The organism is Yinghuangia sp. ASG 101 (assembly GCF_021165735.1).
Lineage (GTDB): Bacteria > Actinomycetota > Actinomycetes > Streptomycetales > Streptomycetaceae > Yinghuangia.
The window spans coordinates 6,840,510-6,865,148 of the sequence record NZ_CP088911.1 but is presented as its reverse complement, the minus strand read 5'-3'; the positions used below and the strand labels follow the sequence as shown (position 1 = coordinate 6,865,148).

The following is a 24,639-nucleotide window of genomic DNA, read 5'->3' as shown; positions in this document are numbered from 1 at the left end:
GAACTGCCACAACTGCCATACCGGTTCGTCATGCGAAGGCGTCGTGCCGCCGCGTCACCATCGAGCGATGGCGTCGGCGACCGCGCGCGCGATGTCCTCCCCCGCGCCGGCTCCCGGTCCGCCGTCGTCGCCGACCGCGTCGGGCCGTGCCGCGTCCGGGAGTTCGGCCGACCCGACGACGGCGTCCACCGGCAGATCGGCGTACAAGTGGGGAAAAAGCTCTCCGCCGCGCGACGGCTCCCACCGCAGCGCGTCACCGAGCGGCGCGGTGGCGACCGCGAGCAGCGTCAGCCCCGTCCGCCCGGCGAAGTGCCGACGCGCCGTCTCCGGCGCCTGCGCGGCCGTCGAGAAGTGGATGAACCCGTCGCGGACATCGATCGCGGACCCCACGAACACCCCTGCGGATTCAGCAATTTCCCACTCCTCGGCGGGCAGCAGTTTGTAGATCACCGAAGGGTCCATGTGCCGAGCGTACGGCGTATGGTTCAGACCATGGCTTTCGACCCTGCGGAGACCGAGCGCGCGCTGGCACGCCTCGGTGCGGCGAAGTTCCTGCTCCTGACCACCTACCGCAAGGACGGCAGCACCGTGCCCACTCCCGTGTGGGTCGCCCGCGACGGCGGCGCCCTGGTGGTGTGGACGCGGGCCACGACCGCGAAGGTGCGCCGGCTGCGGCGCGATCCGCGCGTCGAGTTGGCCGAGTGCACCTTCAAGGGCGCGCCGCTGGGCCCCGGCGTCGCGGGCGCCGGCCGTGTCCTGGACGATCCCTCCGACGCGGAGCGCGTGCGGTCCCTCATCAAGAAGAAGTACGGCGTCACGGGCTGGCTGACCGTCCAGGGCAGCGTGCTGCGCCGCGGCAGGACCGCGACGATCGGCCTGGAGCTGACCCCGACGGGGTGAGGCGTCCGGCACGCGTCGGGGGACGGGCCCCAGTGGCCCCGTCCCCTGATCACGTCCCGCGCGGGTGCCGGTCACCCGCGGGCGCTCACCCCGCCGCTTCCTCGCGGATCGCGGCGGCGAACGCGTCGATGTCGTCCTCCGTGGTGTCGAACGCGGTCATCCAGCGGACCTCGCCGGTGGCCTCGTCCCACGTATAGAACCGGAACCGCTTCTGCAGCCGCGCGGTGACCTCGGCGGGCAGCACCGCGAAGACCGCGTTGGACCGTACGGGATGGCTGAGTTCGACACCGGGGATGCCGCGTACGGCCTCCGCGAGACGGGCGGCCATGGCGTTGGCGTGCGCGGCGTTGCGCAGCCACAGGTCGCCGGCGAGGAGCGCCTCGAACTGCACCGCGATGAACCGCATCTTGGACGCCAGCTGCATCGAGAGCTTGCGCACGTACTCGATGCCGCGCACCGCGTCCGGGTTGAGCACCACGACGGCCTCGCCGAACATCAGCCCGTTCTTGGTGCCGCCGTACGACAGGATGTCGACACCCGCGTCGGTGGTCAGGGCGCCGAGCGAACACCCCAGCGCCGCCGCCGCGTTGGCGAGGCGGGCACCGTCGAGGTGGACGAGCATGCCGTGGTCGTGCGCGTGCCGGCAGATCGCCGCGATCTCCTCGGGACCGTAGACCGTGCCGAGTTCGGTGCTCTGCGCCAGCGAGACCACGCGCGGCTGCGCACGGTGCTGGTCGCCCCACCCCCACGCCTGACGGTCGATCAGCTCCGGTGTCAGGCGGCCGTCCTCGGTGGGCACGGTGAGGAGTTTGAGGCCGCCGACCTTCTCGGGGGCGCCGCACTCGTCGACGTGGATGTGCGCGGACTCGGCGCAGATCACCGACTCCCAGCGCTCGGTCACCGCCTGGAGCGCGACGACGTTGGCCCCGGTGCCGTTGAAGACCGGGTACGCGCGGGCCCGCGGCCCGAAGTGCGCCCGGAAGACCTCGTCCAGGTGCGCGCTGTAGGCGTCCTCGCCGTACGCGACCTGGTGCCCGTCGTTGGCCAGCGCGATCGCGGCGAGCACTTCGGGGTGGACGCCGGCATAGTTGTCGCTGGCGAATCCGCGCGACGCGGGGTCGTGGCGGCGCCGCGCGGCGGTCGGGCCGGGGCCCGGGGCGTCGCCGGTCTCGGGGGTGGGGCCGGGGGTTACTGCGTCGGGCACAGGCGCCTTCCGTTCACGTCGTCGGTCGGGCGGCTCCACAGGGTCGCGATCTCGTCGGCGAGGTCGGCGACGTCGGTGTAGCCGGGGAATTTCGCGTCGGGGCGTTCGGTGCGCAGCGCGGGCCAGACGAGGGCCTTGACCACGAGGATGGCGGCGGCCGGGCCGTCGGCGGCCTCGGTCGGGGCCGATTCGGCGCGGATCCGGCGGAACGAGTCGGCCATCGCGAGCGTCCACGCCTCGGCGGCGGCCTTGGCGGCGGCGTACCCGGCGTTGCCCGCGGTCGGGCGGGCCGCGGCGGTCGCGGAGACCAGGACGAAGCGGCCACGCGGGGCGCGGGCGAGGGCGTCGTGGAAGGCGAGCGACGTGTTCTGCGCGGTGCGGATCAGCAGGTTGTGGAGCAACGCCCAGTCGTCGGCGGTGTTGTCGCCGAACTCCTTGCCGCCGCGCCACCCGCCCACGAGGTGGACGACGCCGTCGACGCGGCCGTGGCGGCGTTCGACGTCCTCGGCCCAGGCACGGGTCGCGGTGGGGCCGGACAGGTCGACGACGCGCCCGTGGGCCCGGCCGGGCGGGGCGAGGGCGACGGCGTCGGCCAGGCGCTTCTCGTCGGCGTCGGCGGCCTCGATGATCGCGCCCGCGCGGCCGAGCCGGGCGACGGCGGCCTGCCCGGCGGGGCCGCCGGCTCCCGCCACCACGATGACGGAGCCCTCCGGCAGCGTACCGGCGTCGTCGGGGGCCGTCCGAGGGGTCGTCTGCGGCGGCCGGGGCGTTTGCGGCGTCTTCTCCGGGGTCATCGAACGGAACCTCCCACAATGCCCCGAGTCGAAGCGATCACGTCCGTGAGCCTACGCCGCAGGCCCTCGTAGAACATGTTGAGCGGGAACTCGTCCGGCATGACCGCGTCCACCAGGTGCTTGGGCGGGCCGTCGAGCGGCAGGGCGTCGGGGCCCTTCGCCCACGTCGAGCCCGGGTGCGGCGGCACATACGAGGACACCAGCTCGTACGCGGCCAGCCAGTGCGCGAGGCGCGAGCGGTTGACGCCCTGCCGGTACAGCTCGTCGACCTCGTCGCCGAGCGCGATCACCGCGCCCGGCAGCCTCCTCCAGTCGAGCGTGAGCGCACCGTCGTGCCAGCGCAGGACGCCGTCGCGGTGCAGGTACGCGAAGAGCAGCTGCCCGCCGAGGCCGTCGTAGTTGCGGACGCGGTCGCCGGTGACGGGGAAGCGGAACAACCGGTCGAACACGATCGCGTACTGCACGTGGCGGGCCGCCTCGGTGCCCTGCCTCTCCAGGCGCACGGCCTCGCGGAACGCGGTGAGGTCGCAGCGCAGCTCCTCGAGCGCGTACATCCAGTACGGCATGCGCTGCTTGACCATGAACGGGTCGAACGGAAGGTGGCCGCGCATGTGCGTGCGGTCGTGGACGAGGTCCCACAGCACGAAGGCGTCCTGCGCGGCCTGCTGCCGGTCGACGAGCGTGCGGGCCTCGTCCGGCAGGTCCAGGTGGAGGCATTCGGCCGCGGCGGCGGTCACCCGGCGGAAGCGCGCGGCCTCGCGGTCGCAGAAGATGCCGCCCCAGGTGAAGCGCGGGACCTCGCGCACCGCGATGGTCTCGGGGAACAGCACCGCCGAGTCGGTGTCGTAGCCGGCGGTGAAGTCGGTGAACGCGAGCGGTACGAACATGGCGTTGTCGTACGCCGTCGCCTCCAGCTCGGCGATCGGGTCGGGCCAGACGACGCGCAGCAGGACGGCCTCGATGTTGCGGTGGGGGTTGCCGTTCTGCGTGTACATCGGGAACACGACCAGGTGCTCGCGGCCGTCGGTGCGGTCGAGTTCGGGGCGGAACGCGAGCAGGGCGTCCAGGAAGTCCGGTACGCCGAAACCGGATTCGGCCCAGCGCTCGAAGTCGTGGGAGACGGCGGCGAGATAGCCGGCGTCGTGCGGCAGGACGGCCGCGAACGCGCCGACCGACGCGCGGATGTCGGCGACGAGCCGGCGGGCGTGCGCGAGGTCGTGGGCCGAGGCGTCGATCGAGCCGTCGGCCGACTGGAGCGTGCGCAGCTCGGCGACGGCGGCCTTGAGGGCGGGCCACTCGGGGTGCGCCGCGGCGGTGCCCGGGGGCGTGTCGGGCGCGGTGGGTGTCGCGGGTGTCGCGGTGCCGTGGGTGCCGGCCGCGGACGCCACGCGCGTGGAGCGCACAGGAGCTTTCGTTGCCATGACCCCTCGCATTCACGCGGTGCGGGCGTTGCCGCGCACCTATTGACAGGAACGGACGATTATCTCGGCAAGCCATCATACATGCGTAAATTTTCCTGTCATTTTGTTACACGGCAACAAATTATCCCGTCCTTGCCGCGCTTCCGGCGCAGCCGGGGCGCCGCGACGGCGACCGACCGGGCCGAAGGCCGGAGGGGCCGGAGGCGGCGCGCGACCGGGCCGGGCGTGGGCGGCAGGGCGGCGGACATGCGGTCGCGGGTGCTCGGCCGGGGCGGCGGCGCGGCCGGGCGGAACGGGGCCGGGCCGGGGCAGAAGGCCGGAGGGGCCGGAGGCGGCGCGCGACCGGGCCGGGCGTGGGCGGCAGGGCGGCGGACATGCGCTCGCGGGTGCTCGGCCGAGGCGGCGGCGCGGCCGGGCGGAACGGGGCCGGGCCGGGGCCGACGGCTGCCTGGCGTTTGGCTGCGGCGGATATGCGCGCGGGGCCCGGGAGTTCGCCGGGAAAAGAGGGCATATTCGGTGCGATCAACCCAATTTCGCGGTGCGCCGGATCGATCTGCCGTCCTGCGGCAGGGTCCTGACCCTCCGTAGGATCCTGCCCCGTGATGACATCAACGAAGCGACGGATCGCGGCGGGCATGGGCGCCCTGCTCGTGGCCGCGGCGCTCGGCGGGGCGACCCCCGCCGTCGCCGACCCGGACAACGGCCCGAGCAACACACCGCCGCCCAAGGTGGATCTGGTCCTGGACCTCAGCGGTTCGATGAACCAGAACGACGCGGGCGGCGAGACACGCATCTCGGCGGCGAAGAAGGCGTTCAACGAAATCCTCGACTCGCTGCCGAACGACGCGCTGGTCGGCCTGCGGGTCCTCGGCCAGGGCAACCCCGGCGACAACAAGACGGCGGGCTGCCGGGAGACCGCGCAGCTCGCGCCGGTCGGCGCGCCCAACAAGGTGGCGATGAAGGCGGCGGTCGCCGCCCAGACCCCGACCACCGGATGGACGCCGATCGCCCTGGCGCTCCAGGAGGCCGCCAACGACCTCGGCAACGAACAGGGCAGCCGTCGCATCATCCTCATCACCGACGGCGAGGACTCCTGCGCGCCGCCCAACCCGTGCGACGTCGCACGGCAGCTGGCCGCGCAGGGCCTCAACCTCGTCATCGACACCCTCGGCCTCGTGCCGGACGAGAAGACCCGCCGCCAGCTGACCTGTATCGCCGAGGCGACCGGCGGTACGTACACCTCCGCCAACACCGCGCAGGAACTCTCCCAGCGCGTCACGCAGTTGGTGGACCGTGCCGTGGTCAAGGCCGAAGAGGTCACCATCCCGACGACGGTCAAGGGCAGCCCGAACGGCTGCGCCGACGCGCCGCTCCTGGGCCCGGGCGTGTACGCCGACCGCATCGTCTTCGAGCAGCACCTCTGGTACAAGGTCCCGCAGTTGCCGGGACAGGAGCTGCGCGCGTCCGCGACGGTCGGCATAGACCGGGCCGTCGCGCGCGACTACGACGCCACGATCACCGCGGTGACCGAGGACGGCCGCGACCTCGCCCGCTATACCGACGCCGGAAGCGGTCGCGTGGACGGCCAGTCGGCGGGCCTGCGCTACTCGCTGCCCAAGAAGGGCGACGACGATCCGCAGCCGAAGGACGCCAAGACCACGTGCCTCATGGTGAGCACGGCGTTCAACGCGAACGCCTCCGTGCCGCGTGAGCCGGGCATGCCGCTCGAACTGCTGGTCGACCTGGTGAAGGCGTCCGACGCCCAGGCGTCCGACACGCACGGCCTCGGCCGCGGCTGGATCTTCATCGGCGTGCTGGCCGGCGTCGGCCTCGTGGGCGGCCTGCTGTTCGGCTGGCTCGTCCGCCTCATCGCGGGAATGCGGAGGGCCGTGTGATGCGCGGATCCACTCGAACCACCCGCCGGGCGCGTGTCGCCGCGGCCTTGACCGCACTCGGCGCGGCCCTCGCGCTGGGCTCGGCGGCACCGGCCGCCGCGGCGACGGACCCGTCGGACAGCTCCGGCAACAGCACGTTCGCCAACAGCGTGCTGCCGGGAACGTCGTTCCTGACCGCCGGGAAGATGGAGGCCGAGACCTCCACGACCACGACGGCGTCGACCGGCGAGTACATGTACTGGTCGTTCCCGGCGCTGGCCGGCCAGGACGTCAGCGCGAAGGTGACGCTGACGCTGCCGAGCAACACGCGCACGGCCCCGATGAGCTGGCGTGTCGACGTGTTCGACGGGCTGCGCCGCCACCAGCCGTGCGCCACCGGGCACCCGCAGGCCGCCGCGCAGCCGTCCGAGAACCAGCTCACCGTCGAGTGCGGCCCGCGGACGATCCGGCCGTGGTCGGAGGCGTGGTCCTCGGACCCGCTGCCGGGCACCTACTACGTCCGCGTCGCGGCGACCGACCTCGCCGAGGGCGACGTCGGCCTCCGGCTCCAGGTCAAGCTGGAACTGTCCGCGAAGGGCGGCGGCGACGTCGGCCCCGACGCGGGCCAGGACGACGCGCTCAAGGCCCCGCTCGTCCCGATCACCGGCGGCGGCCAACCCCTCCAGCCCGGCCAGGTCGCCGAGACCCGCAAGGTCAGCCTCGCGGGCTTCGACGACGATGACGCCTGGCTGTCGGGCACCACGGGCCGCTGGGTCTGGACCACCGCCGGCGCCCTCGTCGCCATGCTCCTCGGCATCGGCGGCTACCTCTTCACCCGCCACCCCCGCCGCTGGTTCCGCTGACGCGGCGGACGACGACACCGAAACGCCCCGGCCCGGGACCGCACACGGTCCCGGGCCGGGGCGTTTCCCTCCGCGGATCGCCGCGGCCGCGGCGCACGGCGACGCCCGCATCGCGCGTGCCGGGGTCGCGCGTCGCACTGACGCCACGGACGCGCCCCCGACGGACGCGCGACCGGCGCCCGCGACGCCACGGGCGCGGAGCGTGCGCCATACAGCGGAATATCCGCTGGTGGGCCACCCCGGTCACCCGCCTATCCTTGACCGCGATATGGATACCGCGCCTTCCCCCGCCTCGCTCGCCGATCTGCGGGCTCGACTGTCCGGTGTGACCCTGCGTGACGAGCGTCGGTTGGCGCGGCGGATCGACGGGGCCTCGCGTGTGCGCGGAGGCGAGAAGCGGGCGGCGATAGCCGTCGAGCTCGCGGCGGAGGTCGAGAAGGCCGAGTTCAAGGCGGCGTCGCGGCGAGAGGCGCGGCCGGAGATCTCGTACCCCGAGCAGCTTCCGGTGTCGCAGAAGAAGGACGACATCCTCGCGGCGATCCGCGACCACCAGGTGGTGATCGTCGCCGGGGAGACCGGATCGGGCAAGACGACGCAGCTTCCGAAGATCTGTCTGGAACTCGGGCGCGGTGTGCGCGGACACATCGGGCACACGCAGCCGCGGCGGCTGGCGGCGCGGACGGTCGCGGACCGGATCGCGGAGGAGCTGAAGACGCCGCTGGGGTCGGCGGTCGGGTACAAAGTGCGGTTCAACGACCAGGTATCGGAGGAGTCGCTGGTCAAGCTCATGACCGACGGCATCCTGCTCGCCGAGCTGCAGAACGACCGCGACCTGCTGCAATACGACACGCTGATCATCGACGAGGCGCACGAACGCAGCCTCAACATCGACTTCATCCTCGGGTACGTCAAGCAGCTCCTGCCGCGGCGACCCGACCTGAAGGTCGTCATCACATCGGCGACGATCGACCCCGAGCGGTTCTCCCGGCACTTCGGGGACGCGCCGATCATCGAGGTGTCGGGGCGCACGTACCCGGTCGAGGTGCGCTACCGCCCGCTGGTCGCCGACGACGCGCACGAGGACGGCGGCGACGACCGCGACCAGGTGCAGGGGATCATCGACGCGGTCGAGGAGCTGCAACGCGAGGGCCCCGGCGACGTGCTGGTCTTCCTGTCGGGCGAGCGCGAGATCCGCGACACCGCCGAGGCGCTGACCAAACGGAACCTCCCGCACACCGAGGTACTGCCGCTGTACGCCCGGCTCTCGTCCGCCGAGCAGCACCGCGTCTTCCGCCCGCACAGCGGGCGCCGCGTCGTCCTGGCGACCAACGTCGCCGAGACGTCGCTGACCGTGCCGGGCATCAAGTACGTCGTCGACCCCGGCACCGCGCGGATCTCCCGCTACAGCCACCGCACCAAGGTGCAGCGCCTGCCGATCGAGGCGGTGTCGCAGGCGTCGGCGAACCAGCGCAAGGGCCGGTGCGGGCGCACGTCGGACGGCATCTGCATCCGGCTCTACTCCGAGGACGATTTCCTCACCCGGCCCGCGTTCACCGACGCGGAGATCCTGCGCACCAACCTCGCGTCCGTCATCCTCCAGATGACCGCGATCGGGCTCGGCGACATCGCCGCGTTCCCCTTCATCGACCCGCCGGACCGCCGCAACATCAAGGACGGCGTCGACCTGCTGCACGAGCTGGGCGCGATCGACCCCGAGCAGCCCGACGTGCGCAAACGCCTCACCCCGATCGGGCGGCAGCTCGCGCAACTGCCCGTCGACCCGCGCATGGCCCGCATGGTGCTGGAGGCCGACCGCAACAACTGCGTGCGCGAGGTCATGGTGATCGCCGCCGCGCTGTCGATCCAGGACCCGCGCGAGCGCCCCGCGGACAAGAAGGAGCAGGCGCAGCAGCAGCACGCGCGGTTCGTCGACAAGGACGCCGGGTCGGACTTCCTGACGTACCTCAGGCTGTGGGACTACCTCCAGGAGCAGCAGAAGGAACGCTCGTCGTCCGGCTTCCGGCGCATGTGCAAGCAGGAGTTCCTCAACTACCTGCGCATCCGCGAGTGGCAGGACGTCTACAGCCAACTGCGCCAGACCGTACGGCAGATGGGCCTCACGGCCCCGAACGACGAGCCCGCGGACGCGCAGCGCATCCACACCTCGGTGCTGATCGGGCTGCTGTCGCACATCGGGCTGTACGACGCGGCCAAGCGCGAGTACGGCGGCGCGCGCGGCACGCGGTTCGCGGTCTTCCCCGGGTCGTCGCTGTTCCGGAAGCCGCCGCGCTGGGTCATGTCCGCCGAGTTGGTGGAGACGACGCGGCTGTGGGCCCGGGTCAACGCGCGCATCGAACCGGAGTGGATCGAACCGCTCGCGGGGCACCTGGTCAAGCGCAACCACAGCGAACCCCACTGGGAGCAGCGGGCGGGCGCGGTGATGGCGTACGAGCGCGTCACGCTGTACGGCGTCCCGATCGTGGCGCAGCGCAAGGTCAACTACGGCCGCATCGACCCCGAGCTGTCACGGGAGCTGTTCATCCGGCACGCGCTCGTCGAAGGCGACTGGCGGACCCACCACACGTTCCTCAAGGAGAACCGCGCGCTGCTCGACGAGGTCGAGGAGCTGGAACACCGCGCGCGGCGGCGGGACATCCTCGTCGACGACGAGACGCTGTTCGAGTTCTACGACCAGCGGATCGGCCAAGACGTCGTCTCCGGACGGCACTTCGACGCGTGGTGGAAGAAGGCCCGGCGGACGCGGCCCGACCTGCTCAGCTTCGAGAAGTCGATGCTGATCAACGAACGGGCCGGGGGCATCGACGAGTCCGACTACCCCGACTTCTGGACGCAGGGCGATCTGCGGCTGCCGCTGACCTACCAGTTCGAGCCCGGCAACGCGGCGGACGGCGTCACCGTGCACATCCCGCTGGCCGTGCTCGGGCAGGTCGTCCGCGACGGCTTCGACTGGCAGATCCGGGGCCTGCGCGAGGAGTTGGTGACCGAGCTGATCCGGTCGCTGCCGAAGTCGCTGCGCCGCAACTTCATTCCGGCGCCGGACGTCGCGCGGGCCGCGCTCGCGACGATGACGCCCCGTCGGGAACCGCTGGCCCAGGCCCTCGCGCGCGAGTTGCAGCGCCTCAAGGCGATCCCGGTGCCGCCGGAGAGCTGGGACTTCGACCGGATACCGGACCATCTGCGGATCACCTTCCGGGTCGAGGACGACCGCGGCAAGGTGCTGGCCGAGGGCAAGGACCTGGCCGAGCTGAAGATCCGCCTGAAACCCCGTTCGCAGGCGACGCTTTCGCGCGCGGCGGACAGCGTCGAGCGCGCGGGCCTGACGGCGTGGGGCGATCTGGGGGCGCTGCGCCGCACGTTCGAGTCGACGCGCGACGGGCACCCCGTCAAGGGCTATCCGGCGCTCGTCGACGAGGGCGACACCGTCGCGGTGCGCGTGTTCGAGACCGAGGCCGAGCAGCAGGCGGCCATGTGGCGGGGCACCCGGCGCCTGCTCATGCTGGGCGTCAACTCGCCGGTGAAGTCCATCTCCGGGCGGCTCCCCAACCGGGCGAAGCTCGCGCTCAGCCACAACCCGCACGCCACCATCGCCGAGATGTTCGACGACTGTGTGCGCTGCGCGGTCGACAAGATCATGGCGGATGCCGGCGGACCGGCGTGGGACGCCGACGGGTTCGCGAAACTCCTCGACAAGGTCCGCGCCGACCTGCCCGCGACGACCGAGGACACCGTGGTCAAGGTCGAGCGGATCCTCACCGTGCACCACGCCCTCGAGGTGCGGCTCAAGGGCACGACGAGCCTGGCCCTGGTCCCGGCGCTGACCGACATCCGCGCCCAGCTCGCGGCCCTCGTACACCGCGGCTTCATCGCCGAGACCGGCTGGCGGCGCCTTCCCGACGTCCTGCGGTATCTCCGCGGGATCGAACGCCGCCTCGCGAAACTCCCCAACGACCCGCACGGCGACCGGCACCGCATGCTCAAGGTGGCCGACCTCCAGGAGGCGTACGCCCGCCGCCTCGCCGACCGGCCCGCCGGACGCCCGCTCCCCGACGAACTCCGCCAGGTCCGCTGGATGTTGGAGGAGCTGCGGGTCAGCTACTTCGCGCAGTCCCTCGGCACGCCGTACCCGGTCTCCGACAAGCGCGTGCTCAAGGCGCTGGAGGCCTGACGCCGCCGAGGAGCCGGGGCGTCGGGGTCCCGGAGAACCGCTCTCGGCCCGAACGCTCACGACGGATGTCGTGGGCGTCCGGGCCGAGAGTGTGCCGGGACGGGTCAGCCGACGTGGACGGCGGCGCCTTCGCGGGGCAGCGCGTCCTTGCCGGCGTTGACGAGGACGGCGGCGATGACCGCGCCGACCACCATGATGACGACGGCCCAGGCGAACGCCGTGGTGTAGCCGTCGAGTTGGGCGTCGAGGAGGATCTTGTTCGGGTCGCCCCCGCTGCCCTGCTTGTCGGCGATGTAGTCGCTGATCGTGGTCGTGGCGATGCTGTTGAGCAGGGCGGTGCCCAGCGCTCCGCCGACCTGCTGGACGGCGTTGATCAGGGCGCTCGCGGCACCCGCGTCGTGTTCCTGGACGCCGATCAGCGCGGTGCTGGCGACGGCGGTGAAGACCAGGCCGAGGCCCAGGCCGATGAGGACCATGCCGGGCAGGACGTGGGTGAGGTACTGGCGTTCGACGGTGATGAAGGTCAGCCAGAACGTCCCGCCGGCGCACAGCAGCGCACCGACGACCATGGGGATGCGCGGGCCGATCTTCGGCAGCAGCGCCGCCGACGCTCCGGCGGTGATGAACACACCGACCGTTATTCCCAGCGCGCCCGCACCGGCCTTGACCGCGCCGTAGCCGAGCACGAGGCGCATGTAATAGATCATGAACAGCGTCGAGCCGATGAACGCGGCGCCGATCAGCAGCATCGCGAGCAGCGAACCTCCGCGGTTGCGGTCGAGGACGATGCGCAGCGGCAGCAGCGCGTGGGCGCTGCGCTGCTGGATGAGGACGAACACGGCGATCAGCAGGACGCCGGCGACCAGCATGGCGACCGTTCTGCCGTCGGTCCAGCTCTCCTCCGCGGCGCGGGTGAAGCCGTACACGAGCGCGGCCAGGCCCAGCGTGACGGTGATCGCGCCGGGGATGTCGTAGCGCGTGTTGCCTTCGGCGCGGCTCTCGCGGAGCAGCGGCATCGCGACGGCGATCGCGGCGACCGCTATCGGGACGTTCACCAGCAGGCACCAGCGCCACGACGCGTACTCGGTCAGGACGCCGCCGAGGAGCAGGCCGATGGCCGAGCCGCCCGCGGAGATGCCGCCGTAGACCGCGAAGGCCTTGGCGCGCTCCGCGGCGTCGGTGAAGGTGACGGCCAGCAGGGCCAGCGCGGCGGGGGCGAGCAGCGCGGCGAACACGCCCTGGAGGGCGCGGGCGCCGAAGAGCATCGCCTCGTTCTGGGCGGCGCCGCCGATGGCCGAGGCGATCGCGAAGCCGACCATGCCGGCCACGAACGCCCGCTTGCGGCCCCAGAAGTCGGCGATCCGGCCGCCCAGCAGGAGCAGCGCGCCGAAGGTGAGCGCGTACGCGGTGACGACCCACTGCCGGTTGGCCTCGGACATGTCGAGCGCCTTCTCGGCGTCCGGCAGGGCGACCGTGACGATGGTCGCGTCGAGCACGACCATGAGTTGCGCGAGGGAGATGACGACCAGCACCCACCACCGGTTCGACGCCTTGGGGGCGTCGTCGGCGGCGGTCGGTGGTGGCGGCGGTTTGCGGAACGGGTCGAGTGTGTCTTGGGACATGGCGGTACCCCCGGTGCGGGTGTGTGGCGTCCGACCGGTGGACCGGTCGACGAGACGTTGTCCGGCCTGGCAGGCCGGCTGGTTTCACGGCGGGCTCACGACGGTGCGTGCCGCGGGAAGTTCGTGTTCCCGACGCGGTGATGACGCGTGAGCGTGCCGGTTTGTGACGCCGCAGGTGGGAGAGGGCGTCAGCTGTGTCTGAGGGACGGCAGGATGACGGTGTCGACGATGGACAGCAGGTACTCCTCCGTGGCCGGCAGGCCTTCGCACAGGGGACGGTTCATGGCGCTCTGGAACAGGATCGGGCCGCAGTGTTCGGTCGAGGCCGGCACGTGGTCGAGCTCGCCCCGGGCGACGGCCCGGTGCACGAGCGCGATGAACGCCTCGCGCTCGGGCGCGATGACCACGTGGCGCAGCATGTCGCCGAGCTCGGGGTTCGCGATGATGGCGTGGTCCATGGAGGTCAGCAGCGAGGCGTCCGTCTCGCCGAAGACCGCGAGTTTGCGTGCCGCGCAGTGCAGGTCTCCTTCGAGGGAGCCCGTGTCGGCGGTGCCGGTGAAGACCGGTTTCAGGGTGTGCAGGGCGTGCATGACCAGTTTGGGCTTGCCCTGCCACTGCCGGTACAAGGTCGCCTTGCTGGTGCGGGCGCGCGCCGCGACGGCGTCCATCGTCAGGGCGTCGTAGCCGACTTCGCGCAGCAGCTCGATGACGGCGTCGAACAGCTCGGCCTCGCGTTCGGGCGTCATGCGGGAGCGGCGCTCGGCCCGCAGGACCGCGAGGCCTTCCGCGCACGGGCCGGCGCTCCCCTGGGAATGCGCCTGCTCACTGACCTGCTCGCCGGACACCCACCCCTCCTCTTCCCCCGTCGCCCCGGGCTTTCGCGGACCCGCGCGAACGAAACTGTTTCGTACTGGCGTCGGCCAGCGTAGCACCGACCGAAACGGAACCGTTTCGTACCCCCCGGGTGAGCCGCCGCGCCGCGGCAACCGTGCCGACCGGGCGAGCCGTCAGGCCAAGTCCTCGATGAACGCCGCGAGTTGGGCGAGGTTGCGGCACTCCACCATCGGGACGACCCGGTCGAACGCCGACGCCATCGAGTCGCCGCTGTCCCAGTCCCGGCGCGGCTCGGGGTTCAGCCAGTGCGCGCGACGCGCCTTGCCGACCAGTTCCGCGAGCGTCGGCAGCGCCAACTGCCCGTAGTTGGAGCGGGCGTCGCCGAGGACCAGCAGCGCCGTCTTGGGGCCGACGGCGTCCGGGTAGCGCTCGGCGAACAGTTCGATCGCGCGGCCGTAGTCGGTCCGGCCGCTCATCCACACCAGGTCGGCGGTGGAGGTCATCTCCTCCATCGCCTCGGCGATGTCGGCGCCGGGCGCGAAGTAGTCGGTCACCTCGTCGAGGTTGTCGATGAACGCGAACACCCGGACCTTGGAGAACTGTTCGCGCAGCGCGTACGCCAGCAGCAGCGTGAACTGCGCGAACGCCGCGACGGAGCCGCTGACGTCGCACACCACCACCAGCTCGGGCTTGTGCGGCCGACGCGGGCGGTGGAACGTCCGCACCGGAACACCGCCCGTCGACAGCGACGCCCGCACGGTCCGCCGGAAGTCGAGTCGGCCGCGCCGCCCCGCCTTGTGCTTGACCGTCAGCCGCGTCGCCAGCCGCCGTGCCAGCGGGTGCACGGCACGCCGCAGTTCCTCCATGTCGCGGCGCGTGGCCCGCAGGATGTCGAGGTGTTCGAGCGGGGGGCGCACCGCGACCTGGGCGACGCGCTCGGCCGAATCGTCCTCCGCGAGGCGGCGGCGCACCTCGGTGACGATCATGTCCTGGAGCGCGGCGAGGCGGTCCTCGAACATGCGCCGGGCGCCGCGCTCGGCGAGGCCGCCGCGCTGCTCTCCGGCGAGCACGGCGTTCAGGAGCGAGGCCATCAGCGTGCGCGGGTCGAGTGCCGAGCCGACCGCGTACGCCGACCAGGTCTGCCGTGTCGGCCCGGCGGGAGCCCGCCCGTATGCCGCGACGGCCTCGCGGACGACCTGCCGCATGCCGGCCTCGTCGCCCTCCAGCAGGACGTCGAACAGCCGCGCGCGCAAGGCGTCGGCCACCGGGTCGGGGCCGCGCCGCCCGAGCATCCGGGCGTCCGACCTCTCCGCGTCGTCGTCGCCGCCGGTCTTGGGCGCGCCGGCACCGTCGCCGACCGCCGACGGGAACCACAGGTCGAACAGGGTGTCGAAGACCGGCCGGTGGGTGGGCCGCTTCACGAGCGTGGCGGCGTACGCGGCCCGGACCGCCTCGCGGTCGACCAAGTCGAGGATCGTCAACGCCCGTGCGGCGTCGAGGCCTTCGGCCAGCGAGACGGGAAGGCCCGCCCCGCGCAGGGCGTCGAGGAAGCCGACATGCCGTTCGAGGAGCGCCATGTCAGACCGACTCGGCGGTGGGGAGCCCCAGTTCCTTGGCCGCGCGGGTCTGGTCGGAGACGTGCTTGAGCACCACGCCGAGGGTGCGCGCGATGGCTTCCTCGTCGAGCGCGTCGGACTGGAGCGCGAGCAACGTCCGGGCCCAGTCGAGCGTTTCGGCGATCGACGGGGACTTCTTCAGGTCGAGCGCGCGCAACGTGGCGATGGTGCGCACCAGTTGCTCGGCCAGCGCCTCGGTGATCCCCGGAACCTGCGCGAGGACGATCTCGCGCTCGCGCTCCGGCGCCGGGTAGTCGAGGTGCAGGTACAGGCAGCGACGCTTCAGCGCCTCGGACAGCTCGCGCGTCGCGTTCGAGGTCAGCACCACGAACGGCCGCCGCGTGGCGGCGACCGTACCCAGCTCGGGGATGGTCACCTGGAAGTCCGACAGCACCTCCAGCAGCAGGCCCTCGACCTCGACGTCGGTCTTGTCGGTCTCGTCGATCAGCAGCACGGTCGGCTCGGTGCGGCGGATCGCGGTGAGCAGCGGACGGGCGAGCAGGAACTCGTCGCCGAAGATGTCGTCGTGGGTGTCCGCCCAGTCCTGCCCCTCGGGAGTGGCCTGGATGCGCAGCAGTTGCTTGCGGTAGTTCCACTCGTACAGCGCGCGGCCCTCGTCCAGGCCCTCGTAGCACTGCAGGCGGATCAGCTCCGCGCCGGTGGCCTGGGCGACGGCCTTGGCCAGCTCGGTCTTGCCGACACCCGCGGGGCCCTCGACGAGCAGCGGCTTGCCGAGGGCGTCGGCGAGGAAGACGGTGGTGGCTATGTGCCCGTCGGCGAGGTAGTTCCCGGCGGCGAGCCGGGTGCGGACATCATCCGGTGAGGCGAACAACGACGTCACGGCTACTCCCTCGGCCCGGCGGTGCTCCGGAACACGCGGTCGACGTGCTCCTTTCGGCGGAGTCAAATGCTACCGGGGCGTAGGCGCGTCGCGAATGGCACCCAGGCGAAGTTCGACCACCACGGCCTCGACACGCGCGACGTCCGGCGCCTCGGGCAACACCGAGGTGACGGCGTCCATCGCGGCGAACTCCTTTTCGAACAGCTCCGCGAACGCGCGCGGGTCACGCGCCGCGAGGTCGCCCGCCGCGAACAGCTCCTCGCGCTGGTCGGACATGTCGATCGTCAGCGTGCCCGTCGTCAGCAGCCCGCGCGCCTGGCGCAGCAGCCGCAGGCAATGGCGGCCGTGCTTGGCGGTGCGCCGGGCCACGTCCGACGAGAAGCCGCCGCGCCCGGCCTCGTGGCGCGACAGCAGCTTGCGGGACTGCTGGACGGCGTAGCCGCCGTACGACGACCGCACCGCGCGCGTGGACAGGAACGCGTCGCGGATGCCGATGAGCGCGCGCCCGCCGTCGGTCTCGACCACGTAGTCGTCGAGCCACAGCAGTTCGCTGACCGTCGGGTTGCCCTTGAGCGCGAGGGTCGCGAACTTGTACAGCTCGTGCATGGTCACGTCGGGCGCCGTACTGACCCGCGAGCCGGTCAGGACCGCCGGGGCGCGCAGGCCGAGGACATCGGCGGTGTCGGCGAGGTAGACGCCGAGGCGGTCCTCGTCGGAACTGGTGGTCGCGAGGCCGTAGGCGGTCGAGCCGACCACACCCGTCAGCAGTGTCGTGGACACGAGCGCCTCCCTCCTCCGTGCCGCGGCCGGGCGGGCGCCGGCTCGCGTGTCCCCGCCGCGCGGGCGGTCTGCGGCCACCGCGGGCGGCCCTCACTCAGCGTGCACCGCCGGGCGGATGTCGGCCTGCCGGGGCCGCCGGGGTCCGGACGAGTATCGGGGACGGGTGCCCGCGGCGGCCATGGGATATCGGTGGTGGGGGCGGTGTCGGCGGGGCCCGGACGGTCGTGACGCGTGACGCCCCGCGGCCCCGGGACGGCGGGGCGACGCGACCCGGACGGCGTCAGCGGTTGGCGGCGGCGACGATCATCAGCGTGCCGAAGATCACGGCGAAACCGAGCACGTAGATCGACAGCCGGATCCACATGCCGTTCTCACGGCTCTTCTCGGACTCGGGCGCGGCCATGACGTCTCCTCACGGTTCGGGGGTTCTCGGCGAGTGGTCGGGGTGGTGGCGTCGGAGCCGGGGGGGCGGCGTCGGAGCGCGGGTCGGCAGGCCGGATCGGGCCCGGGGCGTTGTGGCTCGGGCCGTGGTCGCGGGGTGGTCGGCGTGTCAGTGCACGGTCGGTCCGGGCAGACAGGCGGTGAAGGCGACCATCGAGGGTGCGGCGTGCACCATCAGGAATTCGACGGGCACGTGGTCGTCGGCGGATTCCATGACGTGGCCGAGCGACGAGTCGAAGTGCGCGACGTCGCCCGGGGCGAGCAGGTGGCGTACGCCGTCCAGCGTCAGCCGCAGCTGGCCTTCCAGGACATACAGCCACTCCTCCCCGGGGTGCACGCGCGCCGGACCGGTCGCGCGGCCCGGCGGGACGCGTACGCGCAGCGACTGCATGCCGCGCCGGGGGCTGCCGGCACGCCAGTACGTCCAGCCGTGCGCGTGGAACGGTTCGGCGTCCTTCGCGCGGATGATCGTTTCCTCACCGCCGTCGCGCTCGCCGAGCAGCGCCGAGACGGTGGTCGCGTAGACCCGTGCGAGCGTGAGGAGCGCGGGAAGCGAGGGCTGGCGCCGTTCGTTCTCCAGGCGCGACAGGTAGGCCACGGACAGCCCGCTGACCCCGGCCGCGTCCTCGAGCGTGAGCGCCCGCCCGACTCGCGCCCGCTTCAGCCGCTCCCCAAGGCCGGGCGCGGCAGCCGCCGGACCGGGGGCCACGGGATCGGGGTCCGGCCCGGAGTGCGAAAGTGGGGTCGCTCGGGACATGCCGCCACGCTAGGCAGAAGTGGGCCTGACAGGCAATTTTCTTGCCACACAGGCAAATCTCCTTGTCGGGGCGCTGTCCCGCCGCGGTCGGGCCCGCGTCCGCCCCGGCTTCGTGCGGGAGCGATGAGTTTGCGCGGCGGATCGGGTCTGCCCTGGCATGACGCGAATCATCGCCGACATCTCGGTCTCTCTCGACGGCTTCGTCACCGGGCCGGACCCGGGCCCGGACAACGGCCTGGGCACCGGCGGCGAGGCCCTGCACACGTGGGCGTTCTCCGACGACCCCGACGACCGCCGGATCCTGCGCGAGGCGACAGCCCGCTCGGGCGCCGTCGTCCTCGGCCGCCGCCTCTTCGACATCGTCGACGGGCCGCACGGTTGGGACGACACGACCGGCTACGGCGCCGGCGAGGTCGGCAGACCCGCGTTCGTCGTCGTGACCGGCTCGCCACCGGAGTCGGTGCGGACGAGCGGCCTCGACTGGACGTTCGTCACCACCGGCCTGCCCGACGCCGTCACCGCCGCGCGCGAGCGGGCCGAGGCGGCGTCGTCGGATCGCGGCAAGGACCTCGACGTCGTCCTGATGGGCGGCGGCGCCACGATCGGCTCGGCACTGGACGCCGGACTGGTCGACGTACTGACGCTGCACCTCGCCCCCGTCGTGCTGGGCTCCGGGACACCGCTGTTCGCCGGCGGGGCGCCGCACACGCTGGTGCGGCGCGGCGTGGTCCCGACGTCGACGGCGACGCACCTGACCTACGACATCTCGGGGTGATCCGATGACCACCGTCAACGCGAGGGAAATCGCGCTGGGCATCGAGTCGTTCGGTGCCGACGACGCGCCGCTCGTCCTGCTCGCGGGCGGGACGACCATGCTCTCCTGGCCCGACGCGCTGTGCGTGCGCCTCGCCGCCGGCGGACGCCGTGTGGTGCGCTACGACCTGCGCGACAGCGGGGAGTCGACGACGGCGGACCCGGAGGCGCCCGCCTACACCCTGCGCGACCTCGCCGCCGACGCGGCGGCGCTGGTGGACGCGCTCGGCGGGGGGCCCGCGCACCTCGCCGGGATCGGCGTCGGCGGGATGGTCGCGCAGGTGGCCGTGCTCGACCATCCGGGGGCGTTCTCGGCGCTCACCCTGGCCGGCACCCGCGCGGTGGCGCCCGGCCCGCCCGACGACGACCTCCCCGACCACGACGGGGCCACGATGGGGCGGCTGTTCGCCCGCTCGATGCCCGATTGGGGCGACCGCGACGCAGTGGCGGACTTCGCCGCCGCCGGTGCGGAGATCCTCGGCAACGACCCCGTCGCCGCGCGTGCGATCGCCGCGCGCGTCTGGGACCGCACGCCCGGCACCGCACCCGCGGTCCAGACGGCCAACCAGATGGGCATGGTGTTCTCCCGGCTCGACTGCACGCCGCGCTGGCGCGAGCGCCTGCCGGAGATCGCCGTCCCCACGCTCGTGGTCCACGGCCGCCGCGACCCGTTCTTCCCCGTCGGCAACGGGGAGGCGATCGCGCGCGAGATCCCGGGCACGCGGCTGCTCGTTCTCGACGACGCCTCCACCGCGATCCCCGACGCGTCGGTCGACGAGGTGGCCGCGGCGATGCTCGCGCTCGGGTAGCGACGGCGCCGTCCGGACGGGCGGGGGTCCCGGGGTCCCCGGTCCGGCGCCGCGCTCTCGCGCGGCTCAGTGCGGTGCGGCTATTTGGGCCGCCATGTGGCCCGCGCCGTAGCCGTTGTCGATGTTGACGACGGCCACGCCCGGGGCGCAGGCGTTGAGCATCGACAGGAGCGGGGCCAGGCCGCCGAAGGCCGCGCCGTAGCCGACCGAGGTGGGGACCGCGACGACGGGGGCGGTGACGAGGCCCGCGACGACGCTCGCGAGGGCGCCGTCCATACCCGCCGCGACGACGACGGCCCGGGCGGAGCGGAGCAGGGGCAGGCGGTCGAGGACGCGGTGCAGGCCGGCCACGCCCACGTCCACGGCCAGTTCGCAGGGGCGACCGAGATGACGGGCCGTCAGTTCGGCCTCGCGGGCGACCGCGAGGTCGGACGTCCCGGCCGCGAGGACGACGACCAACCCGCCGGTGGGCGCCGGGGGTTCGGGCGGCCACGCGAGCAGGCCGGCGTCGGGGGCGTGGTGGGCGTCGGGGAGTTCGCCGAGCACGGCGCGGGCGTGCTCGGCCGTGGCGCGGGTGAACAGCGTGACATGGTCGGGGTGATCGCGGATTTCGGCGGCGATCGCGCGGAGCTGGTCGGGGGTCTTGCCGGCGCAGTAGACCGCTTCGGGGTAGCCGCGGCGGGCGGTGCGGTCGTGGTCGAGCTGTGCGAACGACGGTGGCGGAGACCAGGGTTCAGCCATGGCGCACGCCCACGAGCGGGAGGGTGAACGCGCCGGATCGGATTCCGGCCGGGTCCACGGTGACCGAGCGAAAGCCGGCGGCACGGACGGCGGTCAGCACGGTTTCTCCCAACGTCCCCGACAGCAGCGGGATTTGCTCGACGGGGATCTCGATTCTCGCGACGTCGCCGTGGAGGCGCACGCGGCATTCGGGGAACCCCATGCGGTGCAGGGCCTGTTCGGCGCGTTCGATCCGGGCCAGCTTCTCGGGTGTGACCTCGTCGAAGTGCGGGATGCGGGACGCCAGACAGGGCGCGGCCGGTTTGTCGGCGCTGGGGAGGCCGAGGGCGGCGGCGATGCGGCGTACGGCGGGCTTGTCGAGACCGGCGTCGGCGAGCGGGCGCAGCACGGCGTGTTCGGCCGCGGCGCGGCTGCCGGGCCGGTCCGGGCGCCGTATGTCGTCGGCGTTCTCGCCGTACGCCACGGCGGTGATCCCGTGGGCGGCGGCGACGTCGGCGCCGATCCTGGCGAAGAGTTCGTTCTTGCAGTGGTAGCAGCGGTCCGGGCCGTTGGCGCGGTAGGCGGGCATGTCCCCTTCGCGGGTCGTGACTTCGACGACACGGACCCCGACGTACGCGGCGACGCCGTGGGCGGCCGTGCGCTCCTCGGCGGCGAGGCTGGGCGAGACGCCGAGGAGGGCGACGACCCGTTCGGCGCCCAACTCCCGTACCGCGAGGGCCAACACGACCGACGAGTCGACGCCCCCGGAGAAGGCCACGCCCAGGCGGCCTGGGCCGACGGCGGCGCGCAGGACGGCACCGGCCACGCGGGCGGCCGACTCGGCCTGTGGGTCGGTGAATTCGGTGTGCATGGTCCGGTGCCCTTCCGCCACGGCGTTGATCAGCGCTCCTGACGCCACCGGCGCCGCACGGAGAAGGCGGCGCTCTTGGGCCGCCGGTCGCGCGTGAAGACGCCCTTCTTGTTGCCGTCGACCCGGATGATGGCGGGCCGGGTGGCGAAGTCGGCGAAGTTCCAGATGTGTTCGCCGACCACCGCGTCGATGCGGTCGAAGACACGGTGGTACATGTCGAGCAGGTCCACCTGATATTCCTCGGACCACGGGGTGTCGACGACCGCGTGCAGGCCCGCGAGGGTGTCGGCGCCGTACTCGGTGACGATGATCGGCTTGCCGTGCCCGTCGGCCCACGCCCGGAGTTCGGCTTCGAGGGCGGGCTCGGCGGCGGCCAGGTCGCCGGTCTGGGCGTACCAGCCGTAGTAGCGGTTGAGCATGAGGACGTCGGCGAGTTCGGACAGCACGCACGTGTCCGGGCCGTCCATCATGATGTTGACGAATCCGACCGGGCGGGTGGGGTCGAGCCTGCGGGCCTCGGCGAAGAGCGGGGCGAAGTAGTCGCGGGCCTCCGGGACTCCGCCGTCCGGCTCGTTGGCGATGCACCACAGCACGACGCTGGGGTGGTTGCGGTCGCGGACGACGAGTTCGCGCACCGCCTGGAGGTGGTTGTTCCGGGTCTCGGTGCCCGCCGTCCTCTCGCTGTAGGTCGACGGCGCGTCGCCTCGTCCGAACATGGTCATGCGGGCGTTGATGCCGACGGCGGCGGTTTCGCCGACGACGACGATGCCGTGCCGGTCGGCGTAGTCCAGCACCTCCTCCGCGTACGGGTAATGGGAGGTGCGGAAGGAGTTCGCGCCGATCCACTCCAGGAGTTCGAAGTCGTGGACCATCAGGGCGTCGTCGTGGCCCTTGCCCCGGATCGGGGCGTCCTCGTGCTTGCCGAACCCGCGGAAGTAGAACGGCTCGCCGTTGATGAGGAATTCGGTCCCGCGCACCTCGACCGTTCGGACGCCGACGGCGAGTTCGTAGCTGTCGACCAGCCCGCCGTCCGCGTCGCGCAGGGTCGCCTCCAGCGCGTAGAGGTAGCCGTCGCCGGGCGCCCACGGGTGCACGTCGGGGACGGTGAGGACCCCCGAGCCGCCCCGCGCCGCCGCGACCTCCGTCCCCGCGGCGTCCCGCAGCGTCACCGCGACGGCCGAGGCTCCCGACTGGTCGACGGTGTACCGCACGGTTCCGGTGCCGCCGTCCAGGCCCGTCTCGACGCCGATGCCGGTGATGTGGGTCTTCGGTGTCGCGTACAGCCAGACGGAGCGGTGCAGCCCCGCGTAGTTGAAGAAGTCGTGGAAGTAGTTCTGCGTGCGTCCGCCGGGGCCTTCGCCGAGTTGGCCGGGCGGGATGGACCCCCACGTCAGCTCGTTGTTGACGACGACGGTCACCCGCGCCTCGCGGCCCGGCTCGACATGGTCGGTGATGTCGGCCTCGAACGGCGTGTAGCCGCCCTCGTGTTCGGCCACGCGCACGTCGTCGGCCCACACCACCGCGCGGTGCGTGGCGGCGTCGAACCGCAGCACGATCCGCTCGTCGGCCCAGTGGCGTGGCACCCGAACACTTGTCTGATACCACGCGTCGCCGACATGATCGCGTACGGCGAGGTCGGGCACGATGTCGTTGTAACTCGCGGGAACCGGCATCTCACGGGCCTCGCCCAGACGGGAGCGCCACCAGCCCTCCGTACGGCCCGCGCCCGCGGAATCCAGCCGGAACGCCCACAGGCCGTTCAGGGACTTCCGCTCGCGGGTCGCGCTGTCTTGGGGCCGAAGCATGCGCAGCTCCTTTTTTGTCCTCGGATTTCGGGCCCATTTAGGCCTCGGGTCCAGTAGCTTGGCAAGCGGTTGCCGCCAGTTGCTCCCGGGAAGGAGGCAGCGTCCCGAGAAGGTGAGGCAGCGTCGCGCGACGCCGCGGCGGCGTTCCGAGGGCGCCGAGGCGGCATCCCGCGCGAGACGCGGCGTGAACCAGCAGCCCTCCGCTTGACGGAAAGTGAGCACAGGTGACTGAGCAGGACCGGACACCCCCCGACGCGGAGGGCCGCGCCAAGGCTCCGACCATCTACGACGTCGCGAAGGCGGCGGGCGTCGCCGCGTCGACCGTCTCGCGGGCGTTCGCGCGGCCGGGCCGGGTCAACGCGGTGACCGCGGAGCGCATCCGGCAGGTCGCGGCCGAGCTGGGGTACCGGGTGAATCCTCTCGCGTCCGGGCTGCCGACCGGCCGCACATCGATGCTCGCACTCGTCGTCTCGGACGTGGCGAACCCGTTCTACGCCGAGATCATCCGCGGCGCCGAGAGCGCGGCGGCCGAGGCGGGCTACGTCGTCCTGCTCATCGACACGCAGGAGTCGGACCGGGTCGAACGCGGTAGCCTGGAACGCACGTTGCCGGCCGTGGAGGGCGTGGTTCTCGCCGGGACGCGGCTGTCGGACTCGGCGATCCGCATGGCCGCGAAGCAACGGCCGCTGGTGGTCCTGAACCGGGATGTCGCGGACGTGCCCAGCATCGTGCTGGACAATCCGTACGGCATGCGGCTGGCCGCCGAGCACCTGGCGCGGCTCGGCCACCGCGACCTCACGTATGTCGCGGGCCCGGAGGCGTCGTGGGTCGACGGGATGCGCTGGCGCAGCCTGCGGGACGCGGCGACGGCGCTCGGCCAGCGGGTGCACCGCGTCGGGCCGTTCGCGCCGACGGTCGCGGGGGGCCGGGAGGCGGCCAGGACGTTGCCGGACGAGCTGCCGACGGCGGTCGTGGCCTACAACGACCAGGTGGCGATCGGCCTGATGCTGGCGTTGCAGGCGGAGGGCGTGCGCGTGCCGGAGGACGTCAGCGTCGTCGGCTTCGACAACATTTTCGCGACGCAGATTGTCACCCCGACGCTGACCACGATCGCCGCGCCGCTGCGCGCGCAGGGGCACAACGCCGTCGAGGCGGTCCTGTCGTCGCGCGGCACTCCGGCACCGAGGGCGGGCCGGCCGATGACCCTCCCGGTCAAGCTGGTCACGCGCGGCTCCACCTCCCGGGCTCGCCGCGCCCAGCCGAGCACGACTCGCACGCGGATCCCGGGGCACTGAGCGCGCGGACGGGATCAACACCTCCACGCGTGGGCCCGCAACGGACGACGCGAGGCGCCGGACGGAGTCGCCGCCATCTGGCCCACACATGCCCGCAACGTCGCCACGACGCCCGCAGACCGCGCCGGATCCGAGCCCGCGAACAAACCAAGCCGCACCCCACGCCGACAGCACCCGGCGGCTCGGACACCCG

21 protein-coding genes are annotated in these 24,639 nt (G+C 72.6%); 7 read left to right on the top strand and 14 right to left on the bottom strand.

What is annotated here, in order from left to right; translation table 11 throughout:
* Positions 1–54: 54 nt before the first annotated feature.
* Positions 55–462, bottom strand: a complete 408-nt coding sequence (locus LO772_RS29340) for a DUF952 domain-containing protein (protein WP_231775037.1) — start codon at positions 460–462, stop codon at positions 55–57.
* 30 nt (positions 463–492) lie between these two features.
* Between LO772_RS29340 and LO772_RS29335 the strand changes: the two genes are divergently transcribed.
* Positions 493–900, top strand: coding sequence for a PPOX class F420-dependent oxidoreductase (locus LO772_RS29335; protein ID WP_231775036.1), 408 nt, complete (start codon positions 493–495; stop codon positions 898–900).
* Between the two features lie 85 nt (positions 901–985).
* On the opposite strand, the gene LO772_RS29330 is transcribed toward LO772_RS29335, so the two are convergent.
* From LO772_RS29330 to LO772_RS29320, 3 genes are read right to left on the bottom strand one after another with little or no spacing between them, the layout of a single operon-like run.
* Positions 986–2,104 (bottom strand): threonine aldolase family protein, encoded by a 1,119-nt coding sequence (locus LO772_RS29330; RefSeq protein ID WP_231775035.1) that lies wholly within the window; start codon positions 2,102–2,104, stop codon positions 986–988.
* Complete coding sequence (locus LO772_RS29325) at positions 2,089–2,898, bottom strand: SDR family NAD(P)-dependent oxidoreductase (RefSeq protein WP_231775034.1); 810 nt, start codon at positions 2,896–2,898, stop codon at positions 2,089–2,091. Before LO772_RS29325 ends, LO772_RS29330 begins: the two co-directional genes overlap by 16 nt.
* A complete protein-coding gene (locus tag LO772_RS29320; RefSeq protein ID WP_231775033.1) occupies positions 2,895–4,319 on the bottom strand; it encodes a DUF6421 family protein in 1,425 nt (474 codons plus the stop codon). The genes LO772_RS29325 and LO772_RS29320 overlap by 4 nt, the downstream gene beginning before the upstream one ends.
* A 602-nt stretch (positions 4,320–4,921) precedes the next feature.
* Here LO772_RS29320 and LO772_RS29315 point away from each other — a divergent pair.
* From LO772_RS29315 to hrpA, 3 genes are all read left to right on the top strand, one after another.
* The gene (locus LO772_RS29315) at positions 4,922–6,214 is read left to right on the top strand and encodes a VWA domain-containing protein (protein ID WP_231775032.1); all 1,293 of its coding nucleotides are present in this window, start codon (positions 4,922–4,924) and stop codon (positions 6,212–6,214) included.
* Positions 6,214–7,056, top strand: coding sequence for a peptidase (locus tag LO772_RS29310; RefSeq protein WP_231775031.1), 843 nt, complete (start codon positions 6,214–6,216; stop codon positions 7,054–7,056). The genes LO772_RS29315 and LO772_RS29310 overlap by 1 nt, the downstream gene beginning before the upstream one ends.
* Positions 7,057–7,324: 268 nt before the next feature.
* Entirely contained in the window at positions 7,325–11,242 is a 3,918-nt protein-coding gene (hrpA, locus tag LO772_RS29305) for an ATP-dependent RNA helicase HrpA (protein WP_231775030.1), read from the top strand.
* A gap of 104 nt (positions 11,243–11,346) precedes the next feature.
* Here the strand turns inward: hrpA and LO772_RS29300 are convergent, their stop codons facing one another.
* The 7 genes from LO772_RS29300 to LO772_RS29275 all read right to left on the bottom strand — a co-directional run bounded on the left by LO772_RS29300 (position 11,347) and on the right by LO772_RS29275 (position 18,133).
* Complete coding sequence (locus LO772_RS29300; RefSeq protein WP_231775029.1) at positions 11,347–12,864, bottom strand: MFS transporter; 1,518 nt, start codon at positions 12,862–12,864, stop codon at positions 11,347–11,349.
* A gap of 188 nt (positions 12,865–13,052) precedes the next feature.
* Positions 13,053–13,709, bottom strand: coding sequence for a TetR/AcrR family transcriptional regulator (locus LO772_RS29295; RefSeq protein ID WP_231775028.1), 657 nt, complete (start codon positions 13,707–13,709; stop codon positions 13,053–13,055).
* Between the two features lie 162 nt (positions 13,710–13,871).
* Positions 13,872–15,275 (bottom strand): vWA domain-containing protein, encoded by a 1,404-nt coding sequence (locus LO772_RS29290; RefSeq protein ID WP_231775027.1) that lies wholly within the window; start codon positions 15,273–15,275, stop codon positions 13,872–13,874.
* A 1-nt stretch (position 15,276) separates the two neighbouring features.
* On the bottom strand, positions 15,277–16,146 hold the full coding sequence (locus LO772_RS29285) for an AAA family ATPase (RefSeq protein WP_231779776.1): 870 nt from the start codon (positions 16,144–16,146) through the stop codon (positions 15,277–15,279).
* Positions 16,147–16,224: 78 nt separating this feature from the next.
* Positions 16,225–16,935, bottom strand: a complete 711-nt coding sequence (locus LO772_RS29280; protein ID WP_231775026.1) for a nucleotidyltransferase domain-containing protein — start codon at positions 16,933–16,935, stop codon at positions 16,225–16,227.
* A gap of 280 nt (positions 16,936–17,215) precedes the next feature.
* Complete coding sequence (locus tag LO772_RS35970) at positions 17,216–17,338, bottom strand: hypothetical protein (protein WP_269453114.1); 123 nt, start codon at positions 17,336–17,338, stop codon at positions 17,216–17,218.
* Positions 17,339–17,485: 147 nt separating this feature from the next.
* Positions 17,486–18,133, bottom strand: coding sequence for a helix-turn-helix domain-containing protein (locus tag LO772_RS29275; protein WP_231775025.1), 648 nt, complete (start codon positions 18,131–18,133; stop codon positions 17,486–17,488).
* 157 nt (positions 18,134–18,290) lie between these two features.
* Between LO772_RS29275 and LO772_RS29270 the strand changes: the two genes are divergently transcribed.
* Positions 18,291–18,908: a dihydrofolate reductase family protein gene (locus tag LO772_RS29270; protein ID WP_231775024.1), complete on the top strand. Its 618-nt coding sequence runs from the start codon at positions 18,291–18,293 to the stop codon at positions 18,906–18,908.
* A 4-nt stretch (positions 18,909–18,912) separates the two neighbouring features.
* Positions 18,913–19,755, top strand: coding sequence for an alpha/beta fold hydrolase (locus LO772_RS29265; protein WP_231775023.1), 843 nt, complete (start codon positions 18,913–18,915; stop codon positions 19,753–19,755).
* A gap of 66 nt (positions 19,756–19,821) precedes the next feature.
* On the opposite strand, the gene larB is transcribed toward LO772_RS29265, so the two are convergent.
* From larB to uidA, 3 genes are read right to left on the bottom strand one after another with little or no spacing between them, the layout of a single operon-like run.
* On the bottom strand, positions 19,822–20,496 hold the full coding sequence (larB, locus tag LO772_RS29260; RefSeq protein ID WP_231775022.1) for a nickel pincer cofactor biosynthesis protein LarB: 675 nt from the start codon (positions 20,494–20,496) through the stop codon (positions 19,822–19,824).
* The gene (gene larE, locus LO772_RS29255) at positions 20,489–21,346 is read right to left on the bottom strand and encodes an ATP-dependent sacrificial sulfur transferase LarE (RefSeq protein ID WP_231775021.1); all 858 of its coding nucleotides are present in this window, start codon (positions 21,344–21,346) and stop codon (positions 20,489–20,491) included. The genes larB and larE overlap by 8 nt, the downstream gene beginning before the upstream one ends.
* Positions 21,347–21,375: 29 nt before the next feature.
* Positions 21,376–23,151 carry a beta-glucuronidase gene (uidA, locus tag LO772_RS29250; protein ID WP_231775020.1) on the bottom strand — a complete coding sequence of 592 codons (1,776 nt, stop codon included), beginning with the start codon at positions 23,149–23,151 and terminating at the stop codon, positions 21,376–21,378.
* Positions 23,152–23,375: 224 nt separating this feature from the next.
* Between uidA and LO772_RS29245 the strand changes: the two genes are divergently transcribed.
* The gene (locus LO772_RS29245; RefSeq protein WP_231775019.1) at positions 23,376–24,446 is read left to right on the top strand and encodes a LacI family DNA-binding transcriptional regulator; all 1,071 of its coding nucleotides are present in this window, start codon (positions 23,376–23,378) and stop codon (positions 24,444–24,446) included.
* Positions 24,447–24,639 lie beyond the last annotated feature (193 nt).